Source organism: Streptomyces sp. S.PB5, assembly GCF_030403745.1.
Lineage (GTDB): Bacteria > Actinomycetota > Actinomycetes > Streptomycetales > Streptomycetaceae > Streptomyces.
Map to the genome: position 1 here is coordinate 44,328 of NZ_JAQMWP010000010.1, position 25,095 is coordinate 69,422.

General features: G+C 70.7%; 23 protein-coding genes. 7 read left to right on the top strand and 16 right to left on the bottom strand.

From position 1 onward, the window contains the following. Positions 1-40: 40 nt before the first annotated feature. The 7 genes from PH203_RS26015 to tkt are packed head-to-tail and all read right to left on the bottom strand — an operon-like array spanning position 41 to position 8,950. Positions 41-628, bottom strand: a complete 588-nt coding sequence (locus PH203_RS26015; RefSeq protein ID WP_289922919.1) for a histidine phosphatase family protein — start codon at positions 626-628, stop codon at positions 41-43. Between the two features lie 7 nt (positions 629-635). After that, the gene (gene gnd / locus PH203_RS26020; protein WP_289923225.1) at positions 636-1,511 is read right to left on the bottom strand and encodes a phosphogluconate dehydrogenase (NAD(+)-dependent, decarboxylating); all 876 of its coding nucleotides are present in this window, start codon (positions 1,509-1,511) and stop codon (positions 636-638) included. Between the two features lie 10 nt (positions 1,512-1,521). After that, positions 1,522-3,168: a glucose-6-phosphate isomerase gene (pgi, locus tag PH203_RS26025; RefSeq protein WP_289922920.1), complete on the bottom strand. Its 1,647-nt coding sequence runs from the start codon at positions 3,166-3,168 to the stop codon at positions 1,522-1,524. After that, positions 3,168-4,094 (bottom strand): glucose-6-phosphate dehydrogenase assembly protein OpcA, encoded by a 927-nt coding sequence (opcA, locus tag PH203_RS26030; protein ID WP_289922921.1) that lies wholly within the window; start codon positions 4,092-4,094, stop codon positions 3,168-3,170. Before opcA ends, pgi begins: the two co-directional genes overlap by 1 nt. Continuing rightward, complete coding sequence (gene zwf / locus PH203_RS26035; RefSeq protein ID WP_289922922.1) at positions 4,091-5,713, bottom strand: glucose-6-phosphate dehydrogenase; 1,623 nt, start codon at positions 5,711-5,713, stop codon at positions 4,091-4,093. The genes opcA and zwf overlap by 4 nt, the downstream gene beginning before the upstream one ends. Then, the gene (gene tal / locus PH203_RS26040) at positions 5,710-6,855 is read right to left on the bottom strand and encodes a transaldolase (RefSeq protein ID WP_289922923.1); all 1,146 of its coding nucleotides are present in this window, start codon (positions 6,853-6,855) and stop codon (positions 5,710-5,712) included. The genes zwf and tal overlap by 4 nt, the downstream gene beginning before the upstream one ends. 19 nt (positions 6,856-6,874) lie before the next feature. Beyond that, entirely contained in the window at positions 6,875-8,950 is a 2,076-nt protein-coding gene (gene tkt / locus PH203_RS26045) for a transketolase (RefSeq protein ID WP_289922924.1), read from the bottom strand. Positions 8,951-9,096: 146 nt separating this feature from the next. Between tkt and PH203_RS26050 the strand changes: the two genes are divergently transcribed. Then, the gene (locus PH203_RS26050) at positions 9,097-10,023 is read left to right on the top strand and encodes an AraC family transcriptional regulator (protein WP_289922925.1); all 927 of its coding nucleotides are present in this window, start codon (positions 9,097-9,099) and stop codon (positions 10,021-10,023) included. 48 nt (positions 10,024-10,071) lie between these two features. Here PH203_RS26050 and PH203_RS26055 read toward each other — a convergent pair whose 3' ends face one another. After that, positions 10,072-11,478 carry a glycoside hydrolase family 16 protein gene (locus tag PH203_RS26055; RefSeq protein WP_289922926.1) on the bottom strand — a complete coding sequence of 469 codons (1,407 nt, stop codon included), beginning with the start codon at positions 11,476-11,478 and terminating at the stop codon, positions 10,072-10,074. A 258-nt stretch (positions 11,479-11,736) separates the two neighbouring features. On the opposite strand from PH203_RS26055, the gene PH203_RS26060 reads away from it, so the two are divergent. Continuing rightward, positions 11,737-12,486 (top strand): helix-turn-helix transcriptional regulator, encoded by a 750-nt coding sequence (locus PH203_RS26060; protein ID WP_289922927.1) that lies wholly within the window; start codon positions 11,737-11,739, stop codon positions 12,484-12,486. Between the two features lie 82 nt (positions 12,487-12,568). Here the strand turns inward: PH203_RS26060 and PH203_RS26065 are convergent, their stop codons facing one another. Beyond that, positions 12,569-12,730 (bottom strand): hypothetical protein, encoded by a 162-nt coding sequence (locus PH203_RS26065; protein WP_289922928.1) that lies wholly within the window; start codon positions 12,728-12,730, stop codon positions 12,569-12,571. Positions 12,731-12,800: 70 nt separating this feature from the next. Beyond that, complete coding sequence (locus PH203_RS26070) at positions 12,801-14,903, bottom strand: MMPL family transporter (RefSeq protein WP_289923226.1); 2,103 nt, start codon at positions 14,901-14,903, stop codon at positions 12,801-12,803. A gap of 210 nt (positions 14,904-15,113) precedes the next feature. On the opposite strand from PH203_RS26070, the gene PH203_RS26075 reads away from it, so the two are divergent. After that, the gene (locus PH203_RS26075; RefSeq protein WP_289922929.1) at positions 15,114-15,530 is read left to right on the top strand and encodes a VOC family protein; all 417 of its coding nucleotides are present in this window, start codon (positions 15,114-15,116) and stop codon (positions 15,528-15,530) included. On the opposite strand, the gene PH203_RS26080 is transcribed toward PH203_RS26075, so the two are convergent. The 5 genes from PH203_RS26080 to PH203_RS26100 all read right to left on the bottom strand — a co-directional run bounded on the left by PH203_RS26080 (position 15,527) and on the right by PH203_RS26100 (position 20,296). Continuing rightward, positions 15,527-16,195, bottom strand: coding sequence for a response regulator transcription factor (locus PH203_RS26080; RefSeq protein ID WP_289922930.1), 669 nt, complete (start codon positions 16,193-16,195; stop codon positions 15,527-15,529). The two genes, PH203_RS26075 and PH203_RS26080, sit on opposite strands and share 4 nt — an antisense overlap. Continuing rightward, complete coding sequence (locus PH203_RS26085) at positions 16,192-17,373, bottom strand: histidine kinase (protein ID WP_289922931.1); 1,182 nt, start codon at positions 17,371-17,373, stop codon at positions 16,192-16,194. Before PH203_RS26085 ends, PH203_RS26080 begins: the two co-directional genes overlap by 4 nt. A gap of 126 nt (positions 17,374-17,499) precedes the next feature. Further along, positions 17,500-18,315 carry an IclR family transcriptional regulator gene (locus PH203_RS26090; RefSeq protein WP_289922932.1) on the bottom strand — a complete coding sequence of 272 codons (816 nt, stop codon included), beginning with the start codon at positions 18,313-18,315 and terminating at the stop codon, positions 17,500-17,502. Further along, on the bottom strand, positions 18,312-19,688 hold the full coding sequence (locus tag PH203_RS26095) for an alpha/beta fold hydrolase (RefSeq protein ID WP_289922933.1): 1,377 nt from the start codon (positions 19,686-19,688) through the stop codon (positions 18,312-18,314). The genes PH203_RS26090 and PH203_RS26095 overlap by 4 nt, the downstream gene beginning before the upstream one ends. An 89-nt stretch (positions 19,689-19,777) precedes the next feature. Then, positions 19,778-20,296: a MarR family transcriptional regulator gene (locus tag PH203_RS26100; protein WP_289922934.1), complete on the bottom strand. Its 519-nt coding sequence runs from the start codon at positions 20,294-20,296 to the stop codon at positions 19,778-19,780. 108 nt (positions 20,297-20,404) lie between these two features. On the opposite strand from PH203_RS26100, the gene PH203_RS26105 reads away from it, so the two are divergent. Genes PH203_RS26105 through PH203_RS26120 form a run of 4 tightly spaced genes read left to right on the top strand, consistent with a single transcriptional unit; the run spans position 20,405 to position 24,186 of the window. Next, the gene (locus PH203_RS26105) at positions 20,405-21,322 is read left to right on the top strand and encodes an SDR family oxidoreductase (protein WP_289922935.1); all 918 of its coding nucleotides are present in this window, start codon (positions 20,405-20,407) and stop codon (positions 21,320-21,322) included. A 2-nt stretch (positions 21,323-21,324) separates the two neighbouring features. Then, complete coding sequence (locus PH203_RS26110; protein ID WP_289922936.1) at positions 21,325-22,209, top strand: amidohydrolase family protein; 885 nt, start codon at positions 21,325-21,327, stop codon at positions 22,207-22,209. Between the two features lie 10 nt (positions 22,210-22,219). Then, a complete protein-coding gene (locus PH203_RS26115) occupies positions 22,220-23,722 on the top strand; it encodes a long-chain fatty acid--CoA ligase (protein ID WP_289922937.1) in 1,503 nt (500 codons plus the stop codon). 8 nt (positions 23,723-23,730) lie between these two features. Next, positions 23,731-24,186: a MaoC family dehydratase gene (locus PH203_RS26120; RefSeq protein ID WP_289922938.1), complete on the top strand. Its 456-nt coding sequence runs from the start codon at positions 23,731-23,733 to the stop codon at positions 24,184-24,186. Between the two features lie 67 nt (positions 24,187-24,253). Here the strand turns inward: PH203_RS26120 and PH203_RS26125 are convergent, their stop codons facing one another. Then, a complete protein-coding gene (locus PH203_RS26125; RefSeq protein WP_289922939.1) occupies positions 24,254-25,093 on the bottom strand; it encodes a PaaX family transcriptional regulator C-terminal domain-containing protein in 840 nt (279 codons plus the stop codon). Between the last annotated feature and the right edge of the window lie 2 nt (positions 25,094-25,095).

A 25,095-nucleotide genomic window follows, 5' to 3' on the forward strand; every position in this document is an offset into this window, starting at 1 on the left:
GCGACGGCGACGGCCCGGGCCGCAGCCCGGGCCGGTGTGCTCAGAGCCGTGCGTTCCACTCGGCGATGACGGGGCGACCGTGTTCCGTGGACAGCCGGCTGACGGTGCCCGTCGCCAGCTGGAACAGCCGTCCGTCGGCCGGCTGCAGGCCCAGCCGACGAGCCGTCAGGACGCGGAGGAAGTGGGCGTGCGCCACGAGGACCACGTCCCCGTCCGGCAGCGCCGTGTCCACCCGGGCCAGCACCCGGTCGGCACGCGCCCCCACCTCGGCGGGCGACTCGCCCGGATGCCCTTCGGGGCCGGGCGGGACCCCGTCGTTCCACAGGTACCAGTCGGGACGGGTCCGGTGGATGTCGACGGTGGTGACGCCCTCGTAGGCGCCGTAGTCCCACTCGTGCAGGTCGTCATAGGGCAACGCCCCGGTGATGCCCGCGAGTTCGGCGGTGCGTATCGCGCGGCCCAGCGGGCTGGTCAGCGCGAGCGAGAAGGTCCGTCCGGACAGGAGCGGAGCGAGCGCCTTGGCCTGTTCCTCACCATGCGTGGTGAGGGGCAGGTCGGTCCAGCTGGTGTGCTGTCCCGACACGCTCCACTCCGTCTCCCCGTGGCGGACCAGCAGGAGATCCCCCACGGTGCGCCTACTTCGACTCGACGGCGTGCCCGCCGAACTGGTTGCGCAGCGCCGCGATCATCTTCATCTGCGGCGAGTCGTCCTGCCGGGACGCGAACCGGGCGAAGAGGGACGCGGTGATCGCGGGCAGCGGTACGGCGTTGTCGATGGCCGCTTCGACGGTCCACCGGCCCTCGCCGGAGTCCTCCGCGTAGCCGCGCAGCTTGTCCAGGTGCTCGTCCTCGGAGAGCGCGTTGACGGCCAGGTCGAGCAGCCAGGAACGGATGACCGTCCCCTCCTGCCAGGACCGGAACACCTCACGCACATCGGTGACGGAGTCGACCTTCTCCAGCAGCTCCCAGCCCTCGGCGTAGGCCTGCATCATGGCGTACTCGATGCCGTTGTGGACCATCTTCGCGAAGTGCCCGGCGCCCACCTTGCCGGCGTGGACGAAGCCGAAGTCGCCCTCGGGCTTGAGCGCGTCGAAGACCGGCTGCACCTTCGCGACGTGCTCGGCGTCGCCGCCGACCATGAGCGCGTAGCCGTTCTGCAGGCCCCACACGCCGCCGGAGACGCCGGCGTCGACGAAGCCGATGCCCTTGGCGCCGAGCTCCTCGGCGTGCTTCTCGTCGTCCGTCCAGCGGGAGTTGCCGCCGTCCACGACCGTGTCACCGGGGGAGAGGAGGTCGCCCAGCTCGTCCACGACGGACTGGGTCGCGGCACCGGCCGGGACCATCACCCAGACCACGCGCGGGCCTTCGAGCTTGTCGACGAGTTCGGCGAGGCTCGCCACGTCGGAGACCTCGGGGTTGCGGTCGTAGCCGATGACGGTGTGCCCTGCGCGGCGGATCCGCTCGCGCATGTTGCCACCCATCTTGCCGAGGCCGATGAGGCCGAGCTGCATCGACGTCATGTCAGTGCACTTCCTTCAGTTCACGGTAAGCGGCCACGAGGGCGGCGGTGGAGGGATCGAGACCGGGGACGTCGGCGCCCTCGGTGAGCGCGGGCTCGACCCGCTTGGCGAGCACCTTGCCCAGCTCGACGCCCCACTGGTCGAAGGAGTCGATGTGCCAGACGGCACCCTGTACGAACACCTTGTGCTCGTACAGCGCGATCAGCTGACCGAGGACCGACGGGGTCAGCTCCTTCGCCAGGATCGTCGTGGTGGGGTGGTTGCCCTTGAACGTCTTGTGGGACACCAGCTCCTCGGCCACGCCCTCCGCGCGCACCTCGTCCGGCGTCTTGCCGAAGGCGAGGGCCTGTCCCTGAGCGAACAGGTTCGCCATCAACAGGTCGTGCTGCGCCTTGAGTTCGTCGCTGAGCTCGTCCACCGGCTTGGCAAAGCCGATGAAGTCCGCCGGGATCACCTTGGTGCCCTGGTGGATCAACTGGTAGTAGGCGTGCTGCCCGTTGGTGCCGGGCGTGCCCCACACCACCGGACCGGTCTGCCAGTCCACGGGCCGTCCGTCCCGCTGCACCGACTTGCCGTTGGACTCCATGTCCAGCTGCTGCAGGTAGGCGGTGAACTTGGACAGGTAGTGGCTGTAGGGCAGCACCGCGTGCGACTGGGCGCCCAGGAAGTTGCCGTACCAGATGCCCAACAGGCCCAGGATCAGCGGGGCGTTGGCCTCGGCGGGCGCGCTGCGGAAGTGCTCGTCGACGATGCGGAAGCCGTCGAGCATCTCCCGGAAGCGGTCCGGGCCGATGGCGATCATCAGGGAGAGGCCGATCGCCGAGTCGTAGGAGTAGCGGCCGCCGACCCAGTCCCAGAACTCGAACATGTTGTCCGGGTCGATGCCGAACTCGGTGACCTTCTCGCCGTTCGTCGACAGCGCCACGAAGTGCCGGGCGACCGCCTTCTCGTCGCCGCCCAGGCCGTTGAGCAGCCAGGAGCGGGCCGAGGTGGCGTTGGTGATCGTCTCGATGGTCGTGAACGTCTTGGACGCGACGATGAACAGCGTCTCGGCCGGGTCCAGGTCCCGCACGGCCTCGTGGAGGTCGGAGCCGTCCACGTTGGAGACGAACCGGAAGGTCAACTCCCGTGCCGTGAAGGCGCGCAGCGCCTCGTACGCCATCGCCGGGCCCAGGTCCGAGCCGCCGATGCCGATGTTGACGACGTTCTTGATCCGGCGGCCCGTGTGGCCGGCCCACTCACCGGAGCGGACCCGGTTCGCGAAGCCGCTCATCTTGTCCAGCACGGCGTGCACCTGCGGGACGACGTTCTCGCCGTCGACCTCGACGACCGTGTCGGCGGAGGCGCGCAGCGCGGTGTGCAGGACCGCCCGGTCCTCGGTGAGGTTGATCTTCTCGCCGCGGAACATGGCGTCGCGCAGACCGAACACATCGGTGGCGGCGGCCAGTTCCTGGAGCAGGGCGAGGGTCTCGTCCGTGATCAGGTGCTTGGAGTAGTCGATGCGCAGATCGCCGACGCGCACGACGTACCGCTCCGCGCGTGCGGGGTCGTCCGCGAACAACTCCCGCAGATGCGTGAGCCCCTGGGCGCGGTGGTCCTCCAGGGCGGTCCACTCGGGCCGCCGGGTGAGGGTGGGGGTGTCGGACATCAGCCGTTCTCCTTGCCGGCCTCGCCCCGCAGGGCGACGGCGTACATCTCGTCCGCGTCGAGGCGCCTGAGCTCCTCGGCGATGAGTTCGGAGGTGGTGCGGACCTTCAGCGCGAGGGTGCGCGAGGGCTGGCCGGGCAGCGACAGCGTGGCCAGCGGGCCCTCGGGGCGGTCGATGACGATCTCGCCGGTCGCGGTGCCCAGGCGCACGGCCGTGACGACCGGACCGGCGGTGACCACGCGGTCGACCCTGACGCCGAGGCGCGCCTCCAGCCAGCGGGCCAGCAGCTCGGCGGCCGGGTTCTCCTCCTCGGCCTCCACGGCCGCCGAGGTGATCTTCGCGCGGGCCTGGTCGAGCGCGGCGGCCAGCATCGAGCGCCACGGGGTGAGCCGGGTCCAGGCGAGGTCGGTGTCGCCGGGCGCGTAGGAGTTCACCCGGGTCTTGAGGACCTCAAGGGGGTTCTCCACCGCGTACAGGTCGGTGATCCTGCGCTGCGCCAGCGCGCCCAGCGGATCCTTGGCCGGGTTCTCCGGTGCCTCCACCGGCCACCACACGACGACCGGCGCGTCCGGCAGGAGCAGCGGCAGCACGACGGAGTCGGCGTGGTCGGAGACCTCGCCGTACGTCCGCAGGACCACCGTCTCACCGGTGCCGGCGTCGGCGCCCACCCGCACCTCGGCGTCCAGCTTGGACGACTGGCGGTCGCGGGGGGTGCGGGCGTGCCGCTTGATGACGACCAGGGTGCGCGAGGGGTGCTCGTGCGAGGCCTCCTCGGCCGCCTTGATCGAGTCGTAGGCGTTCTCCTCGTCCGTGACGATGACCATCGTCAGGACCATGCCCACGGCAGGGGTGCCGATGGCGCGGCGGCCCTGCACCAGCGCCTTGTTGATCTTGCTTGCCGTGGTGTCGGTCAGATCGATCTTCATGGCCTGCGCCAGCTCCGTCCGTCTCGTGCGAGCATCTCGTCGGCTTCCTCGGGACCCCAGCTGCCCGACGCGTACTGCGCGGGCCTGCCGTGCCGTGCCCAGTACTCCTCGATCGGGTCGAGGATCTTCCAGGACTCTTCCACTTCCTGGTGACGGGGGAACAGGTTGGCGTCGCCGAGGAGGACGTCCAGGATGAGCCGCTCGTACGCCTCGGGCGAGGACTCGGTGAACGACTCGCCGTAGGCGAAGTCCATCGACACGTCCCGGATCTCCATCGAGGTGCCCGGCACCTTCGACCCGAACCGCACCGTCATGCCCTCGTCCGGCTGGACGCGGATGACGATGGCGTTCTGCCCGAGCTCCTCGGTGGCCGTGGAGTCGAAGGGGGAGTGCGGGGCCCGCTTGAAGACGACCGCGATCTCGGTGACCCGGCGGCCGAGCCGCTTGCCGGTGCGCAGATAGAACGGGACGCCCGCCCAGCGCCGGTTGTCGACCTCCAGCTTGATGGCCGCGTAGGTGTCGGTCTTCGACTCGGGGTCGATGCCCTCCTCCTGGAGGTACCCGGCCACCTTCGCGCCGCCCTGCCAGCCCTCGGCGTACTGCGCCAGCACGGTGTGCTCGCCGATGTTCTCCGGCAGCCGCACCGACTTCAGCACCTTGAGCTTCTCGGTGAGCAGCGCCTCGGCGTCGAAGGCGATCGGCTCCTCCATGGCGGTGAGTGCCATGAGCTGCAGGAGGTGGTTCTGGATGACGTCACGGGCGGCGCCGATGCCGTCGTAGTAGCCGGCCCGGCCGCCGATGCCGATGTCCTCGGCCATCGTGATCTGTACGTGGTCGACGTACGACCGGTTCCAGATGGGCTCGTACATCTGGTTGGCGAAGCGGAGCGCCAGGATGTTCTGGACGGTCTCCTTGCCGAGGTAGTGGTCGATCCGGAAGACCTGCTCCGGGTCGAACACGTCGTGCACGATCGCGTTCAGCTCCCGCGCGCTGGTGAGGTCGCTGCCGAACGGCTTCTCGATGACGGCTCGCCGCCAGGAGCCCTCGGGGGCGTCGGCGAGCCCGTGCTTCTTCAGCTGCCGGACGACCTTGGGGAAGAACTTCGGCGGTACGGAGAGATAGAAGGCGTAGTTGCCGCTCGTACCCCGCGAGGCGTCCAACTCGTCGACGGCCTGACGCAGTTGCTTGAAGGCCTGGTCGTCGTCGAAGTCGCCGGGGATGAACCGCATGCCCTCGGCGAGCTGCTGCCAGACCTCCTCACGGAACTCCGTCCGCGCGTGCTCGCGCACCGAGTCGTGCACGACCTGGGCGAAGTCCTGGTCCTCCCAGTCCCGGCGGGCGAAGCCGAGGAGCGAGAAGCCCGGCGGCAGCATGCCGCGGTTGGCCAGGTCGTACACGGCCGGCATCAGCTTCTTGCGGGACAGGTCACCGGTGACACCGAAGATGACTAGCCCGGAGGGACCGGCGATGCGGGGCAGCCGGCGGTCCTGGGGGTGGCGCAGCGGGTTCTCCCAGTCGGCCGCCTCGGTGGCCGCGACGGTTGCGGCGGCCTCGGTGAGCGCCTTGGCGGGAGAGGTCCCGGTGGTTTCGAGCGTCTCGTTGGCAGGAGTGCCGGTCATTCCGCGTCAACCCCCTTGCTGTCCAGCGACTTGGTGACGGTGGCCAGCAGGTCGTTCCAGGCCACCTCGAACTTGGCGACGCCCTCGTCCTCCAGCTGCTGCACGACCTCCTCGTAGGAGATCCCGAGCTGCTCCACGGCCGACAGGTCGGCCCGGGCCTGGGCGTAGCCGCCGGTGACGGTGTCGCCGGTGATCTGCCCGTGGTCGGCGGTGGCGTTCAGCGTCGCCTCCGGCATGGTGTTGACCGTGCCGGGCGCGACCAGCTCGTCGACGTACAGGGTGTCCTTGTACGCCGGGTCCTTCACGCCGGTCGAGGCCCACAGCGGGCGCTGCTTGTTGGCCTTGGCACCGGAGAGGGCGGTGAAGCGCTCCCCCGCGAAGACCTCCTCGTACGCCTCGTACGCGAGCCGCGCGTTGGCGAGGGCCGCCCTGCCCTTGAGGGCGAGGGCCGAGTCCGTGCCGAGGACGGTCAGCCGCTTGTCGATCTCGGAGTCGACGCGGGAGACGAAGAAGGAGGCGACGGAGTGGACGGTGGAGAGGTCGACGCCGCTCGCGGCGGCCTTCTCCAGACCGGCGAGGTAGGCGTCCATGACCTCGCGGTAGCGCTCCAGGGAGAAGATCAGCGTGACGTTGACGCTGATCCCGAGGCCGATGACCTCGGTGATCGCCGGGAGGCCGGCCTTCGTCGCCGGGATCTTGATCATCACGTTGGGGCGGTCGACGAGCCAGGCGAGCTGCTTGGCCTCGGCGATCGTCGCCTCGGTGTGGTGGGCGAGACGGGGGTCGACCTCGATGGAGACCCGGCCGTCGCGGCCGCCGGTGGCGTCGTACACCTCGCGCAGCACATCCGCGGCGGCCCGTACATCGGCCGTCGTCATCATCCGTACGGCCTCGTCGACCGTCACACCGCGCACGGCGAGGTCGGTCAGCTGGTCCTCGTAGCCCGCTCCGGAGCCGATGGCGGCCTGGAAGATGGACGGGTTCGTGGTGACGCCCACGACGTTCTTGTTCTCGACGAGTGCGGCGAGGTTCCCCGACTCGATCCGCGTGCGCGACAGGTCGTCCAGCCAGATGGAGACGCCCTCGTCGGACAGGCGCTTGAGTGCTCCCGCGGTCGCGGTTGCTTCGGTCACAGTGATCATCTTCTTTCTGGCGATCGGATCAACCGCGCGCGGCGGCCAACGATTCCCGGGCGGCGGCGGCGACGTTCTCGGCGGTGAAGCCGAATTCGGCGAAGAGGGTCTTGGCGTCGGCGGAGGCGCCGAAGTGTTCGAGGGAGACGATGCGGCCGACGTCGCCGACGTACCGGTACCAGGTCAGGCCGATCCCGGCCTCGACCGCGACGCGCGCCTTCACCGCCGGCGGCAGCACGCTCTCGCGGTACTCGCGGGGCTGCTCCTCGAACCACTCCACGGACGGCATCGACACGACCCGGGTGCCCAGCCCCTCGGCCTGAAGGAGTTCCTGGGCGGCCACGGCGAGCTGGACCTCGGAGCCGGTGGCGATCAGCACGACGTCGGGCGTCTCGGTGGAGGAGTCCTTGAGCACATACCCGCCCTTCGCCGCGTCGGGGTTCACGGGGAACGTCGGCACACCCTGACGCGTGAGCGCGAGGCCGTGCGGGGCCGGGTTCGTGGCGTGCCTCTTCAGGATCTCGGCCCAGGCCACGGCCGTCTCGTTGGCGTCCGCCGGGCGGACGATGTTCAGGCCCGGGATGGCGCGCAGCGAGGCCAGGTGCTCGACCGGCTGGTGGGTCGGGCCGTCCTCGCCGAGGCCGATGGAGTCGTGGGTCCACACATAGGTGACGGGCAGCTGCATCAGCGCCGACATCCGTACGGCGTTGCGCATGTAGTCGGAGAACACCAGGAAGGTGCCGCCGTAGATCCGCGTGTTGCCGTGCAGCGCGATGCCGTTCATCTCCGCGGCCATGGAGAACTCACGGATGCCGAAGTGCACCGTACGGCCGTACGGGTCGGCCTCGGGAAGCGGGTTGCCCTCGGGCAGGAAGGAGGAGGTCTTGTCGATGGTCGTGTTGTTCGAACCGGCGAGGTCGGCGGAGCCGCCCCACAGCTCGGGGAGGATCGCACCGAGCGACTGCAGGACCTTGCCGGAGGCGGCACGGGTGGCGACGGACCTGCCCTCCTCGAAGACCGGGACCGTGGACTCCCAGCCCTCGGGAAGCTGACCGGCGACCACGCGGTCGAAGAGCTCGGCGCGCTCCGGCCGGTCCCCCCGCCACTCGTCGAGCTGCTTGTCCCAGGCGGCGTGCGCCTCGGCACCCCGGTCGAGAGCCGTACGGACGTGGGCGAGGACGTCGGCGTCGACCTGGAAGGACCGCTCGGGGTCGAAGCCCAGGACCCGCTTGGTGGCCGCGATCTCGTCCTCGCCGAGCGCGGAGCCGTGGGAGGCCTCGGTGTTCTGCGCGTTCGGCGCGGGCCAGGCGATGATCGTGCGCATCGCGATGATGGACGGCCGCCCGGTCTCCGCCTGCGCCGCCTTCAGCGCCGCGTACAGGGCGGGTACGTCGATGTCACCGCTCTCGGAGGGCTCGATGCGCTGGGTGTGCCAGCCGTAGGCCTCGTAACGCTTCAGCACGTCCTCGGAGAACGCGGTCGCGGTGTCGCCCTCGATGGAGATGTGGTTGTCGTCGTAGAGGAAGACCAGGTTGCCGAGCTTCTGGTGGCCGGCGAGGGAGGAGGCCTCGGCGGAGACGCCCTCCTCCAGGTCGCCGTCGGAGACGATCGCCCAGACGGTGTGGTCGAAGGGGGACTCGCCCTCGGGGGCCTCGGGGTCGAAGAGGCCGCGCTCGTAGCGGGCGGCCATGGCCATGCCGACGGCGTTGGCGACGCCCTGTCCGAGCGGACCGGTGGTGGTCTCGACGCCGGCGGTGTGGCCGTACTCGGGGTGGCCGGGGGTCTTGGAGCCGTGGGTGCGGAAGGCCTTCAGGTCGTCGAGCTCGACCTCGTACCCGGCGAGGAAGAGCTGGGTGTAGAGGGTGAGCGAGGTGTGGCCGGGGGACAGGACGAACCGGTCACGGCCGGTCCACTCCGGGTCCGCGGGGTCGTGCCGCATCACCTTCTGAAAGATCGTGTACGCGGCGGGGGCGAGGCTCATGGCCGTCCCCGGGTGGCCGTTGCCGACCTTCTGCACGGCATCCGCCGCCAGCAGGCGGGCGGTGTCGACGGCACGCCGGTCGAGTTCGGTCCATTCGAAGCTGTCCGGTGTCTGCGTGCTCATCTTCAAGAAATCCTCGGTTCGAGCGGGGGAGCTGCTCTGACGCGTTCAAAACTAAAAGTCTGACTTTTTTGAGGGAAGGTCGGGGTGTGTCAGCCTGTGGTGAAAGTGGGACACGGGCGGCTTCGGCCAGGCGGCACGAGTAGGACATGGCGGACAGAACCATCCAAGACGCAGACGGCTCCATCCAAGGCGGAGACGGCGACGGCGGTGTGAACGGGATCAGAACGTTCCCCTTCCCCATCGAGCTGAGCGTCGGCGGCGTCGGCATGCAGGTCGGCCCGATGGGCCCGCACCGCACCTGGCACGCCGACGCCCCACTGCACCGCGTCCACCGGATCGACTTCCATGTCGTGATGCTCTTCGACAAGGGCCCCGTCCGCCACATGATCGACTTCGCCGAGTACGAGGCGTACGCCGGCGACGTGCTGTGGATCCGCCCGGGCCAGGTCCACCGCTTCTCGAAGTTCAGCGGGTACCGCGGAACGGTCCTGACCATGCAACCGGGCTTCCTGCCGCGCGCGACGGTCGAGGCCACGGGCCTGTACCGCTACGACCTGCCGCCGCTGCTGCACCCGGACGCGGCGCAACTGGCGGGACTCGGGGCGGCCCTGGCGCAGCTGCGACGGGAGTACAAGGACACGACGACGCTCCCGCTCAGCCTGCACACGGCCGTGCTCCGCCACTCCCTGACGGCCTTCCTGCTGCGCCTCGCGCATCTGGCGGCGAGTTCGCAGGAGGCGGCGCGCGGACAGGCCGACACGACGTTCACCTTGTTCCGGGACGCCGTGGAGAAGGACTTCGCCACCAACCACAGCGTGAGCGCCTACGCCGACGCCCTCGGCTACTCGCGGCGGACCCTGGTCCGCGCGGTGCGCGCCGCGACGGGGGAGACCCCCAAGGGGTTCATCGACAAACGGGTCGTCCTGGAGGCCAAACGGCTGCTCGCCCACACGGACCTGCCGATCGGGCGGGTGGGGGCGGCGATCGGGTTCCCCGACGCGGCGAACTTCTCGAAGTTCTTCCAACTGCACGTGGGGCAGACGCCGGTGGCGTTCCGCACCGAATTGAGATGAGGGGCCCCGCCGCCGCGGGGCCCCTCACTGAACTCGCCAACGGGTGTGTCAGCGCCCGAAGTTGAACCAGTTCACGTTCACGAAGTCCGCCGGCTGCCCGCTCGAGAACGTCAGATACACATCGTGCGTCCCCGTCACCGACGAGATGTTCGCCGGTACGGTCCGCCAGGACTGCCAGCCCCCGGTGTTGGCGAGGGCGAAGCTGCCGATCGGAGCGTTGGAGCGGCTGTCCAGGCGTACCTCGACCAGGCCGCTGACCCCGCTGCCCGCGCCGCTCGCCACCCGGGCGACGAACTGGGTGGCGGCCGTGGAGCCGAAGTCGACGTTCTGGTAGAGGGCCCAGTCGCCGCCTGCCAGCGCGCCGATGTTCTGGCCGCCGCCGGTGTCGGTGGTGGCCTCGGTGATCGTGCCGGACTGGCTGTTGTGGGACTCGGCCTGGATGGCGCTGTAGGCGTCCCGGCCGCCCGTCGGCGGAGGCGTGGTACCGCCGCCCCCACCGGCCGACAGCACCTGGACGTAGTCCACGGTCATCGGCACGCCGGACTGGGTGCCGCTGTCCAGGCCGCCGCCGAACGCGTCCGGGAAGGCGCCGCCCATCGCCACGTTCAGGATGATGAAGAACCCGTGGTTGGTGGCGTTGGCCCAGGTCGTCGCGTCCATCTGGCTCGCGTTGACGGAGTGGAACTGGGTGCCGTCGACAAAGAAGCGGATCGTCTCGGGGCTCACCGAGCGGTCCCACTCCATCGTGTAGGTGTGGAACGCCGCCTGGCAGGTCGAGCCCGGACAGGCGACGTAGTTGCCGATGCCGGTCGTCTCGTTGCAGGGGCCGCCCGGGTTGGTGCCGCAGTGCATGGTGGCCCACACGCGGTTCATGCCCTGGACGTTCTCCATGATGTCCAGCTCGCCGACGCTCGGCCAGTTCTGGTAGTTGCCGCGGTAGGGCGCGCCCAGCATCCAGAACGCCGGCCAGTAGCCCTCGGCCGCCGTGCCGGTGACGTTCGGCATCTGGATGCGGGCCTCGACGCGCAGCTTGCCGCCGGACGGGGGCTGGAAGTCGGTGCGGTTGGTCTCGATACGGCCGGACGTCCACCTGCCGGCGGAGTCGCGGATCGGGGTGATGCGCAGGTTGCCGTTGCCGTCGAGCGAGACGTTGGAGGTGCTGTTCGTCATCGTCTCGACCTCGCCGGTGCCCCAGTTGGCGGGGCCGCCGGGGTACGAAGTGCCGGTCGCGTACTGCCAGTTGGAGGTGTTGACACCGGTGCCCGCGGCGCCGTTGAAGTCGTCGACGAAGACCTGCGTCCACCCCGTGGGGGGCGTCGGCGCACTGGCGTTGGCGGCCGGCGAGGTCAGCGTGGCCGCGGCCGCCGCCAGTCCGATCGTGCTGAACGCGGCGATCAGGGTCCGGCGCAGGCGGCGCCGTCTGTGGGAGGCGGGTGTGCCGGAGGTTTCACTCATGGGGTGTGCCTCTCGGGTACGGAGGGAGATGCGCGGGTGATCCGACAGCGCGCCCGGAACCGTCTGAGAGCGCTCTCAAATTGGGCCCAATGTGCTCTCGGTCACTCGGGTCGTCAAGAGGTGTAACCGTGAAAGTCCTTTGGGGGTGGGCGAGTTCACCCCATGAAGGCAGGAATGTGCAAAGCGGAGAAAGTGGCCGCCGACGGCCCGGCGACGGGCGTACCGTCGGAGTGTCCCGCCCGGAGACAGGGGGCCGCCATGAGCCGTCATTCCGTCACCGAACGCCACCTGCGGATGATGCTCGACGCCATCGACGAGGCCCGGCGCGACGACTCGGACGTGTTCCCGCCGCCGTCGCTCGTGGCGGGGCTGGGGCGGCTGATCCCCTGCGACCTGGCGGAGTTCGACGAGGTCGACATCCCCACCCGCCGGTGCCTGGGCCACCAAGAGGTCCAGTACGGCGGTCCCTACCCCGAGGTGGACGATGAGGTGTGGTGGCTGTGGAAGCACCAGCATCCTCACTGTGTGGACGTGGAACACAGCCACGGGCACCTGGACGTCGGCCAGTTGACGGACTACATGCCGACCCGGGAGTTCCGCGACACCGCGCTCTACACCGACTTCATGCGGCCCTTCGTCGCCATGATGGTCGTCGCCCTGCCCACGGCGCCCGGACGCATCCGCATGTACTCCGTCTCCCGCGACCGCGACCGGCCGTTCAGCGACCGCGACCGGCTGGTCCTGCAACTCCTGCGCCCGCACATCCAGGCCGTCTACCGCGAGGCGGCCCGGCGGCGTCACGAGCCGGTGCGGCTCACCCCGCGCGAGCTCGACGTCATGCGGGCCGTGGCCAACGGGCTCGGGACCGAGGACATCGCGGGGCAGTTCGCGGTCTCGACGAGCACGGTCCGCAAGCACCTGGAGAACATCTTCCGCAAGCTCGGGGTCTCCAGCCGTACGGCCGCCGTCGCCCGCGTCTTCCCCGAACCGGAGCCGATCGCGCCCTGACCGGCCCTCCAGCGCGCTGCCCGCCTCTCGCTTCCCGGGCCGCTTCCCGCGATTCCTGTGAGGGCGCGCTCAGGGGAGGCCGCTACCAGTCCAGGAACTCCAGGACGGCGCGCAGGATACGGAATCTGCGACGGTGGGACTTGCCGCAGTAGTTCCGCCGCCGCCACCGGCTGCTCGGCTGTACGACCGGCGCGTCGCACCACCTGCACGGCCGCGTCGGCCGCTCCCCCTCGTCCCCGCCCATGGCGGCACTGTAGCCACCGTACGCGAGGGGACCCGCCCCGTGGCCGGGTCCCCTCGCGCGCCGGGCGCCGTCAGGCGTTCGTCGTCACGCGTGGCGCGGGCTCCGCCTCCTCGCTCAACCCGAACCGGTCGTGCGCCTTCCGCAGCGGCTTCGGTGCCCACCACGCCCGCCGTCCGAGCAGCGCCATCGTCGCCGGGACGAGCAGCATGCGGACGACGGTGGCGTCGATCAGCACCGCGAGGGTGAGGCCCAGACCGATCTGCAGGATGGGGGAGAAGCCGCCCGTCATGAAGGCACCGAAGACCACGGCCAGCAGCAGGGCGGCGCAGGTCACGACCCGGCCCGACCTCCGCAGACCGGTTACCACGGCTTCCTGGTCGTCGCCGGTGCGGCGACGGGCCTCGCGCATCCGGGCCAGGATGAACAGCTCGTAGTCCATGGCGAGCCCGAAGGCGATCGCGACGATCAGCGGCGGGGCGGTCAGGCTGAGCGCCCCCAGGCCCTCCGCGCCCAGCAGCCCGGCCAGATGGCCGTCCTGGAAGACCCACACCACCACACCGAGCGCGGCGCCCAGACTCAGCAGGGTCGTGGCGATGGTGCGCAGCGGGATCAGCACCGAGCCGGTGAACGCGAACAGCAGGACGAAGATGCCGGCCAGGACGGTCACGGCCGCCCAGGGTGCCCGGTCGGCGAGCATCTCGCGGAAGTCGACCAGGCGGGCCGCGGGTCCGGTGACCTCGACCGGGTCGTCGCCGCGCAGGTCCCGTACCTGCTTGACCAGGTCCGTGGCTCCCCCGCCGTCCGCGCTGCCGGGCGGTGGCAGTTCCACGACGGTGATGCCGCCCGGCACGTCACGGGTCTCGGCGCGGTCGCTGAGCGACTGTATACGGTCGACGGTCGACTGTGGTGTGCCCGGTTTCAGGACGACCGTCACCGGTGACACCCCGGTGCCCGGCGGGAAGTGCCCCTCGACGGTGTCGTACAGCTGCCGTGCCTCGGTGCTCGTGGGCAGCTGCTCGGCGCCGCCGAGGTTGATCCGCATGCCCGCGACGGGCAGGGCCAGGACCAGCAGGGCCGGGACGACGACCGCCAGTACGGCGACCCGGTTGCGGGTGGAGAAGCGGGCCAGCCGGGCGAAGACACGGCCCTCCTCACCCTCCGGGCGGATCTTCGCCGGCGGGATCTTCCCGCCGAAGCGGGCGAGCAGCGCGGGCAGCAGGGTGAGCGCGGCCAGCATGTCGACGACCACCACGGCGGCCACGGCCAGCCCCATGCTGCGCAGGAACACGCTCGGGAAGACCAGCAGCCCGGTCAGACTGACCGCCACGGTGAGCCCGGAGAACAGCACCGTCCGGCCGGCCGCGGCGACCGTCCGGTGCACGGCCTCGGTGACGTCGTCGGTGTTCCTGCGCTCCTCACGGAACCGCACCAGCATCAACAGGGCGTAGTCCACGGCGAGTCCGAGGCCCAGCATGGTGGTGACCTGGATCGCGTACACGGAGATGTCGGTGACCTCGCTGAACAGGAACAGCGCGAGGAAGGCGCCCGCGATGCCGCTGACCGCGACGACCAGCGGCATGGCGGCCGAGCGCAGCCCGCCGAACACCACCAGCAGCAGGGCGAGTACGACGGGCAGCGAGATCAACTCGGCGTTCCTGACGTCCTCCTGGGCCTTCTCGCCGATCTGCAGACCCAGCAACGGGCCGCCGCTGACGTGGACTTCGGGGGCCTCGATCCGCTGGATGCGGTCGGCCGCGTCGTTCACGGCCCGTTCCTCGGCGTCGTCGTCCAGGCCGCCCTCCAGGGCGACGGGGATGATCAGCGCCTGCCCGTCCTCGGCGAGCAGACCGGGCGTCGTGTACGGATCCGGTACGGCGGCGATCCCGGCGACGTTGCGGACGTCGGCCACGGCCCGCTCGACCTGGGCCCGGAGTCCCGGGTCGGAGACGGCGGTTCCCTCGACGACGGCCGTGACGGAGTCACCGGCGGGATCGACGCGGTCGAGATACTGGGCGGCCGCCTCCGACTCGGTGCCCGGCACTTCGGGCACGTTGTCCGACAGGCGTCCGAAGACACCCGTCCCGAGTCCGAAGCCGAGCAGCAGGAAGACCACCCAGAGGGCGATGACAGTGAGCGGACGGCGGGTGGCCGCCCGGGCGAGTGCGGAGAGCATGGTCCCTCCCGGCGGGGCATCGGTGGACATGCCCCTCAGGCTCGCGGGGAAGGGGGTGGTGCCGGATCGCCGGAGGGAGCGGTTTCCGGGACTCCGTCGCTCGGGGGAGGCGACCCGCCGTCTCCCTCCCCAGAGGGAGGAACGCACGGCACCGGCCCCATGGTGGTGCAATGGTGGGTCGTGTCACCCTCGCGACCACCAGGAGCCGACATGTCCGACGCAGCCGCCGTCCGCGAACTCCGACTCGTCGTCACGGCCGACGACTACGACGAGGCGCTGCGTTTCTACCGCGACGTCCTCGGCCTGCCCGAACGCGCCGCGTACTCCTCGCCCGACGGCCGGGTCACCATCCTGGAGGCGGGCCGGGCCACGCTGGAGATCACCGACCCGAACCACGCCGCGTTCATCGACGACGTCGAGGTCGGCCGCCCCGTCGCCGGACACATCCGGGTCGCCTTCGAGGTCGACGACTCCACCGCCGTCACGGCGCGACTCGCCAAGGCCGGCGCCCGAGTGATCGCCGAACCCACCCGCACCCCCTGGAACTCGCTCAACTCCCGTCTGCAGGCCCCGGGCGCGCTCCAGCTCACCCTCTTCACCGAGCTCGGCGACCAGGACAGGCCCTAGCCCGCACCCGGGGTCACCAGCCCCGTCTCGTACGCGCAGATCACCGCCTGCACCCGGTCCCGCAGTCCCAGCTTGCCGAGCACATTGCTGACATGGGTCTTCACCGTGTGCTCGCTCACGAACAGCGCCGTGGCGATCTCGGCGTTGGTCAGACCGCGCGCCAGCATCCGCAGCGTCTCCACCTCGCGCGCGGTCAGCACGTCCAGCCGCTGCGGGGTGACCTCGGCGGCGGCCTCCTCGCGGCGGCGGCGCACGATGTCCGCGACCAGCCGCCGGGTCACCGCCGGAGCGAGCAGCGAGTCGCCCGCCGCGACCACCCGGACCGCGTGCACCAGGTCGTCCCGGCGCACGTCCTTGAGCAGAAAGCCACTGGCCCCCGCGTAGAGCGCCTCGTACACGTACTCGTCCAGGTCGAACGTGGTCAGCATGACGACCTTGCACGCGGACTCCGCACACACCCGCCGGGCCGCCTGGAGCCCGTCCATCACGGGCATCCGGATGTCGAGGAGCAGCACGTCGGGCGTGTGCCGGCGCACCGCCGCGACCGCCTCGGCCCCGTCCCCGGCCTCGGCGACCACCTCGATGTCGGTCTGCGCCTCCAGGATCATGCTGAAGCCGCTGCGGACCAGTTCCTGGTCGTCGGCGACGACCACCCGGATGCTCACCCCGGCGCCACCTGACGATCCGCCACCGGAAGGCGTACGACGACCCGGAAACCGCCGTCCGGACCGCGCCCGGTGCGCGCCTCACCGCCGCAGGCCGCGGCCCGCTCCCGGATCCCGATCAGCCCGTGCCCGCCGCCCGGAGCTGCGGGGCCCCGCCCGTCGTCCGTCACCGTCAGCGTCAACGCCTCCTCCGTCCAGTCGAGTTCGACGGTCGCGGAGGAAGCGTACGCGTGCTTGACCGTGTTGGTGAGGGCCTCCTGGACCACGCGGTAGGACGCGATGTCGGTGTCCGGCGGCAGAGTGCGCGGCTCCCCGGTGGTGATCAACTCGATACGGAGGCCCACCGATCCGGAGACCTGCCGGACGAGCGCGGGCAGCGCCTTGACGCCCGGCTGCGGTGAAGTCCCGTTCCGCTGCTCCTCCTTGAGGACGCCGAGGATCCGCCGCAACTGCCCCATCGCGTCCCGCCCCGCCGTCGCGATCGCGTCGAACGCCGCCTCCGCGCGCGCCGGATCACTGCGCACCACGACCGGCCCCGCCTCGGCCTGCACCACCATCAGACTCACCGCGTGGGCGAGGATGTCGTGCATGTCCCGGGCGATCCTGGCCCGTTCCTGCGCCGTCGCCCGCGCGGTGTCCGCGGCCCGCTCCCGCTCCAACCGCCTTGCCCGGTCCTCCAGTTCGGCGGTGTAGGCGCGCTGGATCCGCGCCAGCATCCCGAGGGCGTACGCGCAGGTGATGCTCAGCAGCTGGAAGGCGTACTCGAAGGGCTGGGGGCTCTCCTTGTGCTGCATGACGAACGAGACCCCGAGGAACCAGCCCACCAGCATGAAGTGCCGCTGCCAGGGCTTGCCGCGGGCAGCCATGGTGTAGAGGACGACCAGACCGGCGTACATCACATCCGGCGGCGGCGCGTGGTACATCGCCTGCGCGGGCGTGGCCACGGACACCGCGCACGCCGTCGTGAAGGGGGCGCGCTGCCGCCACACCAGCGGCAGCGCCGTGGCCGCGCCGAGCAGCCAGCCCTGCAGGGTGAGCCGGTCGTCCCCCTCGTCGGGGAAGATCCACTGCAGCGATGCGGCGAACAGCACGAGCACGGCGAGCGCCGCGTCGACGACGTACGGATTCGCCGTACGCAGCCGGGCGGCGGCCGGTGCGAACCAGGACTGGGCGGACATGAGCGGCTCCTCGGGGCAAGGGCCGTACCAGTATCGCGACGCGGGCGGCGGGCGGTCCTCGCCGGTGAGAGGGATATGTGCGACCAGTCGACGGCGTACAGTCCTCGCCCCTCCGGCTCGCCCTCCCTACTTGCTCACGGCGGACGGACGATCGCCCGCCTCCCGCCCGGTGTCCGCCGTCGGCAGCTGGCTGCCGACCGTCGGCTGCCACCCCAGCGCCCGCGAGATCCCGCGCGCCGCGACCCGCACCGCCGGGATCAGCACCGGTACCTGCGCGTCGGCCTGGGGCACCACGATCGACACGGCGGCCACCACCGCCCCGCCCGCCCCGCGCACGGGGGCGGCCACCGACAGCGCGTCGTCGGTGACCTGGCGGTCGCTGACCGCCACCCCTGTGCGCCGTACGTCGGCCAGGACCCGGCGCAACCGGGCCGGGTCGGTGATGGTGTACGGGGTGAAGGCGGTCAACGGGCCCGCGCAGTACCGCTCCTGGAACTCGAGGGGCTCGCGGGCGAGCAGCGCGAGCCCGACCCCGGTGGCGTGCAGCGGCCAGCGCGCGCCGACCCGGATGTGCACGCCCACCGACGAACGGCCCGACAGCCACTCGATGTAGACGACCTCGTCGCCGTCCCGGACCGCCAACTGCACGTTCTCGTGGGTGGCTTCGTACAGGTCCTCCAGATAGGGCAGCGCGATCTGGCGCAGGGCGAGGCCGCGCGGGGCGAGCGCCGCGATCTCCCACAGCCGCAGCCCTACGTGGTACAGGCCCGACGTGTCCCGCTCCAGGGCGCCCCAGTCGGTCAGGGCGCCCACGAGCCGGTGCGCGGTGGTGAGGGTCAGCCCGGCCCGCCGGCTGATGTCCGTCAGGCTCAGGGCCGGATGTTCGTGGTCGAACGCGGCGAGCACGGACAGCAGTCGGTCGGGCGCGGAGCGGGCGGTCATGGCCGGGCGTCTCCCGGGTGTGCCAGGTCGTAGGGGCGGGGGTAGGCGGCGGGGCGGTAGCCGACGTAGCGCGCCTCGGTCGTCGGATCCTCCTGCTGAGCACGGGAGTTGAGGGCCTCGGGCGAGGCGTCCCAGCGGCCGGTGTCCAGGCGGTGCTCCAGGGTGTGCAGCGCGCCGGTCATCTCACCGGTGGTGAAGGTGCAGTGCCCGGGAGCTTCGACATAGGCCTGGCGGAGCAGCTGTCCGGAGCCCGCCGCCGTGGCGGCCCGGCGATAGGCGCTCTCGGCCTGGACGGGGATCAGCGCGTCGCCGGTGGTGTGGATGTTGAGCTGGGGGTCGGACAGCCGGCCCGAGAGCGCGCTGGTACGCCGCATCCACCGTACGGCCGCGGGGTCCGCGGAGATCCGGGGTGCGCGGTTGAGGGCCTTGAGGTCGGTGCGCAAGGTCAGTCCCGCCTCCTTGTAGAGCTCCGTCACCTCTTTGTACAGCGGGGACCGGGCGAGCATCGAGGTGTAGTCGACGCCGGTGTTCCACGACATGTTGCCGCCCGCCCGGCTCTCGGCCTCCTGCCGCCAGCTGAAGGCGGGCAGCTGCAGGAGTCCCGTGATCGCCGCGTACTGGTTGGCCTGTTGGCCGGCCCAGTCGGTCGGGGCGGGCTCGCTCTGGGAGGCGTCGTTGTAGCCGGGGATGTTGTGGAGGGCGGCGGCCAGCGCGATGCGGGCCCGGCCTTCGGGGGTCTGCTGGGCCTCGGTGACCTTCGTACCGAGCGCGTTCGCCGCGTTCACGGCCGCCGACTGGTCCGCGAAACCGGCGAGCGGGATGTCCGCGTCCGGCGCCAGCAGCGTTCTGAGCGCGAACACCGGGTCCAGGGTGCTGTTCCAGTTCGCGATCCCGCCCTGCACCAGACCGCACATCGACAGCGAGCCGTCGAACCGGCCGGGGTACCGCTCGGCGAGCGTGGTCGTGACGAAGCCGCCGTACGACGTGCCCCAGGCGATCGTCTCCTCGGCCGCGCCGAACTTCGCCGTGAACAGGTCCAGCGTGGCGAGCTGGTCCGGCACAGCGTTCGTGATCGCCCAGCCGTTGGTCGCGTAGGAGGAGCCGATCAGTGCGTATCCCTCGCCGAGGAGCTTGGTGAGCGTGGCCGGATCGGGCGCGTTCTGGGCGGCGAGGGGGGCACCGGCCGGGCGGTAGCCGTGGCTGTAGAGCAGCACGGTGCCGTTCCAGTCGGCCGGGACGTCCATCAGGTACGCGGCGCCCGACGGGAGCCGGCCTTCGAGGTGGGTGTCCGCGGCGGTGGCGGCCTGGACGGGCAGAGCGGTGGCCGCGCACAGGGTCGCGGTCAGTACGGCGAGGGCGGTGGGGGTTCTCAACACAGGGTCCCTTCCGATGCGGGGGCGGTGGTGCGGGACGCGAGTGAAGTTAGGCAAGTCTCCTATCGCCGTCAATCACTTGCACAACATCAGTTGAGCCCGTCCTTCGCGATCCGCAACAGCAGTCCGTGCAGCACCTCCTGCTCGGCGGGGGTCAGCGGCTCCAGGAGTTCGTTGGTCACCCGCAGCCCCGCCTCGTCGGTGTCCCGCAGGAACGCGCGGCCGTCCTCGGTCAGCACGACGATCCGGCTGCGACGGTCGTCGGGGGAGGGGCGGCGCTCGGCGAAACCCAGCTTCTCCAGGTCGTCGACCAGGCCGACGATCGCACTCGGGTCGTAGCCGAGCCGGTTGCTCAGCTCCCGCTGCAGCGCGCCCTGCGAACCGGCGAGGAAACGCAGCATCGCGTAGTGGCGCAGCCGCAGCCCCGACTCCTGCAGGAACGTGTTGAACAGCTGGCCCGAGCGCAGGCCGAGGCGGTACAGCAGATAGCCGGTGTCGGCGTGCAGTCCGCGCATCCACGGCTCGTCCGCGTCGATCGGGTTGGGGCCTGCGGCGTTGGAGGTGGCGTGCTGGCGTGTGATGGCGGGCTCCCGGAGTCGTTCGGTCATACGGATTCCAGCATGACGTACCCGCAGGTGGCGAACAACTATTGACGTCAACAATTATTGCTCTTAGCTTCGATCTCGAAGCCGCACCCCATGTGAAGGGACCCACCCGTGCCCAGCATCGATCTCTCCGGCAAGGTCGCCGTCGTCACCGGCAGCGGCCGGGGCCTCGGCCTCGCCTATGCGCACGCCCTCGCCGCCCACGGCGGGTCCGTGGTCGTCAACGACGTCGACGAGGCGGTGGCCGAGGCGGCCGTGAAGTCGATCACCGAGGCCGGCGGCAGGGCCGTCGCCGAGGTCGTCCCCGTCGGCACCACCGAGGCCGCCGAGCGGCTCGTGAAGCGGGCCGTGGAGGCGTTCGGACGGCTCGACGTCCTGGTCACCAACGCGGGCATCCTGCGCGACAAGGTGCTGTGGAAGATGACCGACGACGACTTCGACGCGGTGATCACCACCCACCTCAAGGGCACCTTCACCTGCGCCCGCGCCGCCGCGGTCCGCATGCGCGAGCAGGGTGAGGGCGGCACCCTGATCCTCGTCGGCTCCCCGGCCGGCCAGCGCGGCAACTTCGGGCAGACCAACTACGCCGCCGCCAAGGCCGGCATCGCCGCGTTCGCCCGCACCTGGTCCATGGAACTGGGCCGCGCCGGCATCACCGTCAACGCGATCGTCCCGGTCGCGGCGACCGCGATGACCGAGACCATCCCGGCCTTCGCCCCGTACATCGAGGCCATGCGGGGCGGCGAGCCGCTGCCCGACTTCCTCCGCAAGGGCGAGGGCTTCGGCACCCCCGAGGACTGCGCCGCCCTCGTCCCCTTCCTCGCCTCCGAGGCGGCCCGCGGCATCACCGGGCAGGCCATCGGCATCGGCGGTGACAAGGTGGCACTCTGGTCCCATCCGCAGGAGATCAGGACGGCGTACGCCGACGGCGGCTGGACCCCGGACACCCTCGCCGACGCCTTCCCGACGTCGGTCGGCGCCGAGCTGCAGTCGGTCGGCATCCCGGCGCCGAAGTTCCCGGAGGCGTGACCATGGCGAACCTCAACGTCGAGGAACTCGTCGCGATAGACGTCCACACCCATGCGGAGGTCTCCTCCAAGGGGCACTCCTCCCTGGACGACGACCTGCACGACGCCTCCTCCGCCTACTTCAAGGTCGAGGGCAAGCGGAAGCCGACGCTTCAGGAGACGGCCGCCTACTACCGCGAGCGGAAGATGGCCGCCGTGATCTTCACGGTGGACGCGGAATCGGCGACCGGCACCGCGCCGGTGCCCAACGAGGAGGTCGCCGAGGCGGCCGCCGCCAACGCGGACGTCCTCATCCCCTTCGCCTCCATCGACCCCTTCCGCGGAAAGGCCGGGGTCAAGCAGGCCCGGCGCCTGGTCGAGGAGTACGGGGTGAAGGGCTTCAAGTTCCACCCCAGCATCCAGGGCTTCTTCCCCAACGACCGCTCGGTCGCGTACGACCTGTACGAGGTCATCGAGGAGACGGGCACGATCGCCCTCTTCCACACAGGCCAGACGGGCATCGGTGCGGGCGTCCCGGGAGGCGGCGGCATCAGGCTGAAGTACTCCAACCCCCTCCACGTCGACGACGTCTCCGCCGACTTCCCGCATCTGAAGATCATCCTGGCGCACCCGTCCTTCCCCTGGCAGGACGAGGCCCTCGCGGTCGCCACCCACAAGCCCGGCGTGCACATCGACCTGTCGGGCTGGTCGCCGAAGTACTTCCCGCCGCAGCTCGTGCAGTACGCCAACACGCTGCTCAAGGACAAGGTCCTCTTCGGCTCCGACTTCCCCGTCCTCACCCCCGACCGCTGGCTCGCCGACTTCGAGAAGCTGTCGGTCAAGGACGAGGTCAAGCCGAAGATCCTCAAGGAGAACGCCGCCCGTCTGCTCGGGCTGACTAAGCCGTAAGGGGCCGTACATGCGCAACGAGGGACTGGGGTCGTGGCCCGCACGCCGGGCCCGTAAGACCCCGCACCGCACGGCTCTGGTCCACGGTGAGCAGTCGACGGACTACCGTACATTGCATACGCGCACCATGCGTCTGGCCCACGCCCTGCGCGCCCGGGGCGTCCGCCGCGGCGACCGCATCGCCTACCTCGGCCCGAACCACCCCTCCTACCTGGAGACCCTGTTCGCGGCCGGCACCCTCGGCGCGGTCTTCGTCCCGCTCAACACCCGCCTCGCGGGGCCCGAGATCGCCTACCAGCTCTCCGACTCCGGCGCGAAGGCGCTCGTCTACGGCCCCGCGCACACGGGGCTCGTCGCCGGCCTCCCGGGCAGCACCGACGTACGGACGTACATCGAGGTCGGCGCCGAGTACGAGCAGGCGCTGGCGTCGGCCTCGGACGAGCCGATCGACGAGCCGGTCACCCCCGACGACACCTGCATCATCATGTACACCTCGGGGACGACCGGCCGGCCCAAGGGCGCCATGCTCACCCATGGCAATCTGACCTGGAACGCGATCAACGTCCTGATCGACCACGACCTGATCGCCGACGAACGGGCCCTGGTCTCCGCTCCGTTGTTCCACACGGCGGGCCTGAACATGCTGACGCTGCCGGTGCTGCTGAAGGGCGGCTCGTGCGTCCTGGTGGAGGCCTTCGACCCCTCCGACACCTTTGATCTGATCGAACGGCACCGGATCACCTTCATGTTCGGCGTCCCGACGATGTTCGAGCAGGTGGCCCGGCATCCCCGCTGGGCCGGCGCCGACCTGTCGTCCCTGCGGATCCTCACCTGCGGCGGCTCCCCGGTGCCGACACCGCTCATCGCCGCGTACCAGGAGCGGGGCCTCCACTTCCTCCAGGGCTATGGCATGACGGAGGCGAGCCCCGGCGTGCTGTTCCTCGACGCGGAGCACGCGGTGAGCAAGACGGGCTCGGCGGGTGTGCCGCACTTCTTCAGCGACGTACGGGTGGTACGGCCGGACCTCGTGGCCGCCGAGGTCGGCGAGACCGGCGAGGTCCATGTCCGCGGACCGCACGTCATGCCCGGCTACTGGGGGCTCCCCGAGGAGACGGCCGCCGCCTTCGCGGACGGCTGGTTCCGCAGCGGGGACGCGGCGCGCGTCGACGAGGACGGTTATGTGTACATCGTCGACCGCATCAAGGACATGATCATCTCCGGTGGTGAGAACGTCTACCCCGCCGAGATCGAGGACCTCCTCCTCGCCCACCCCGACATCGTCGAGTGCGCGGTCATCGGCGTCCCCGACGACAAGTGGGGCGAGGTCCCGCGCGCGGTCGTGGTCCCGCGCGAGGGCGCCTCGCTGGACCCCGACGAGGTACTGGCCTCCCTCGCCGGCCGCCTCGCCAAGTACAAGATCCCCAAGTCGGTGGTCCTCGCGGACGAGTTGCCGCGCACCGCCTCCGGAAAGCTTCTCAAGTCCCGTGTCCGTACCCGGTACGGCAACAGCTAAGGAACCTCATGAGCATCACCGTGAACGGCATCGACGAACTCAAGAAGCTGGCCGGCAGCGACCTGGGCGCCAGCGACTGGATCGAGGTCACCCAGGACCGCATCGACACCTTCGCCGACGCCACGGGCGACCACCAGTGGATCCACGTCGACCCGGAGCGCGCCGCGGCGGGCCCGTTCGGCGCGCCGATCGCGCACGGCTATCTGACCCTTTCCCTCTTCATTCCGCTGTTCACCGAGCTGTTGGACGTCCAGGGCGTCACGACCAAGGTCAACTACGGTCTGAACAAGGTCCGTTTCCCGTCACCGGTGAAGGTGGGCTCGCGCATCCGGCTGGTGGGCAAGCTGTCGGACGTCGAGGACGTGCCGGGCGGGGTGCAGATCACCGTCGACGGCACGATCGAGATCGAGGGCGGGGCGAAGCCGGCGGCGGTGCTGCAGAGTCTGTCGCGGTTCTACGTGTGACCGGGTGACCCGCTGTGTGACCGGGGGACCGCCACGCCAGCGCTCAGTCGTCCGCTCAGTCGTCCGCTCAGTCGTCCGCTCTGTCGTCCGCCCGCACCGGGACCAGATCCAGCAGCGCCTGCGCGGACGACCGGGCCGGCGGAGTCAGCCGTTCGTGCACATGCCGGAACGTCCTCTCCGCCTCCTCCGCCGGCCAGTCGTCCGGCAGGTGCTTCACCGGCAGCCGGGGATCCCGCCGGATCACCCGCAGCCACTCCGCCTGGAGCAGCAGCCGTTGCGCGAGCGCCTCGTCGGCCTCTGGCGCCCGGGTCTCCCACGGCTGCCAACGCCGTACGAAACCCTCGTAGCGCTCGGCCAGTTCGGCCAGTTCCCAGGTCTCCTCGATCATCGCGCCGATGTCCATACCCGTGCCGGCGTGGGCGCGGAAGACCTTCACATGGGCGGAGAGGCCGAGTTCGGCGACCAGCTCCGAGACGTCGACCTCGCCGGGCGCGATCCACAGGCCGCTGAACAGCGGGCCGAAGCCGGTCCAGGTGAGTTTGGAGCGCAGGTCGTGGCGTTGGCGTTGCCAGGACTCCGGGAGGGAGAAGCCGAGGAGGGTCCAGGTGCCGTCCCAGTGGCGGTTGACCGCCCCCGTCTGCCAGATGCGGCGCTCGCCGTCCCGCAGCACGGCCTCCGAGTGCTCGGTCAGGCCGAAGTACATGCGGCGGCCCTCGCGCTGGCGGCGCAGCAGGCCGCGGTTCACCATGCGGGTCAGGGTGGAGCGCGTCGCCTGCTCGCCGACGCCGGCCCGGGCGAAGACGTCGATGACGCTGCCCGAGTACACGCAGACGTCCCGCCCGAGGACCTGGTCGCCCAGGAACGTGAGCATGAGGGACTGGGGCCGCAGCGACTCTTCCGTGGTCACGC

What these genes read in the sequence shown, in the direction of transcription:
- PH203_RS26065 (WP_289922928.1), bottom strand. Translation starts at nt 12,730, where the DNA reads ATGGGCGGGGACGAGGGGGAGCGGCCGACGCGGCCGTGCAGGTGGTGC.
- PH203_RS26085 (WP_289922931.1), bottom strand. Translation starts at nt 17,373, where the DNA reads ATGTCCGCCCAGTCCTGGTTCGCACCGGCCGCCGCCCGGCTGCGTACG.
- pgi (WP_289922920.1), bottom strand. Translation starts at nt 3,168, where the DNA reads ATGTCCGACACCCCCACCCTCACCCGGCGGCCCGAGTGGACCGCCCTG.
- opcA (WP_289922921.1), bottom strand. Translation starts at nt 4,094, where the DNA reads ATGAAGATCGATCTGACCGACACCACGGCAAGCAAGATCAACAAGGCG.
- PH203_RS26115 (WP_289922937.1), top strand. Translation starts at nt 22,220, where the DNA reads ATGCGCAACGAGGGACTGGGGTCGTGGCCCGCACGCCGGGCCCGTAAG.
- tkt (WP_289922924.1), bottom strand. Translation starts at nt 8,950, where the DNA reads ATGAGCACGCAGACACCGGACAGCTTCGAATGGACCGAACTCGACCGG.
- PH203_RS26110 (WP_289922936.1), top strand. Translation starts at nt 21,325, where the DNA reads ATGGCGAACCTCAACGTCGAGGAACTCGTCGCGATAGACGTCCACACC.
- PH203_RS26120 (WP_289922938.1), top strand. Translation starts at nt 23,731, where the DNA reads ATGAGCATCACCGTGAACGGCATCGACGAACTCAAGAAGCTGGCCGGC.
- PH203_RS26070 (WP_289923226.1), bottom strand. Translation starts at nt 14,903, where the DNA reads ATGCTCTCCGCACTCGCCCGGGCGGCCACCCGCCGTCCGCTCACTGTC.
- PH203_RS26055 (WP_289922926.1), bottom strand. Translation starts at nt 11,478, where the DNA reads ATGAGTGAAACCTCCGGCACACCCGCCTCCCACAGACGGCGCCGCCTG.
- PH203_RS26060 (WP_289922927.1), top strand. Translation starts at nt 11,737, where the DNA reads ATGAGCCGTCATTCCGTCACCGAACGCCACCTGCGGATGATGCTCGAC.
- PH203_RS26075 (WP_289922929.1), top strand. Translation starts at nt 15,114, where the DNA reads ATGTCCGACGCAGCCGCCGTCCGCGAACTCCGACTCGTCGTCACGGCC.
- PH203_RS26100 (WP_289922934.1), bottom strand. Translation starts at nt 20,296, where the DNA reads ATGACCGAACGACTCCGGGAGCCCGCCATCACACGCCAGCACGCCACC.
- gnd (WP_289923225.1), bottom strand. Translation starts at nt 1,511, where the DNA reads ATGCAGCTCGGCCTCATCGGCCTCGGCAAGATGGGTGGCAACATGCGC.
- PH203_RS26090 (WP_289922932.1), bottom strand. Translation starts at nt 18,315, where the DNA reads ATGACCGCCCGCTCCGCGCCCGACCGACTGCTGTCCGTGCTCGCCGCG.
- tal (WP_289922923.1), bottom strand. Translation starts at nt 6,855, where the DNA reads ATGATCACTGTGACCGAAGCAACCGCGACCGCGGGAGCACTCAAGCGC.
- zwf (WP_289922922.1), bottom strand. Translation starts at nt 5,713, where the DNA reads ATGACCGGCACTCCTGCCAACGAGACGCTCGAAACCACCGGGACCTCT.
- PH203_RS26050 (WP_289922925.1), top strand. Translation starts at nt 9,097, where the DNA reads ATGGCGGACAGAACCATCCAAGACGCAGACGGCTCCATCCAAGGCGGA.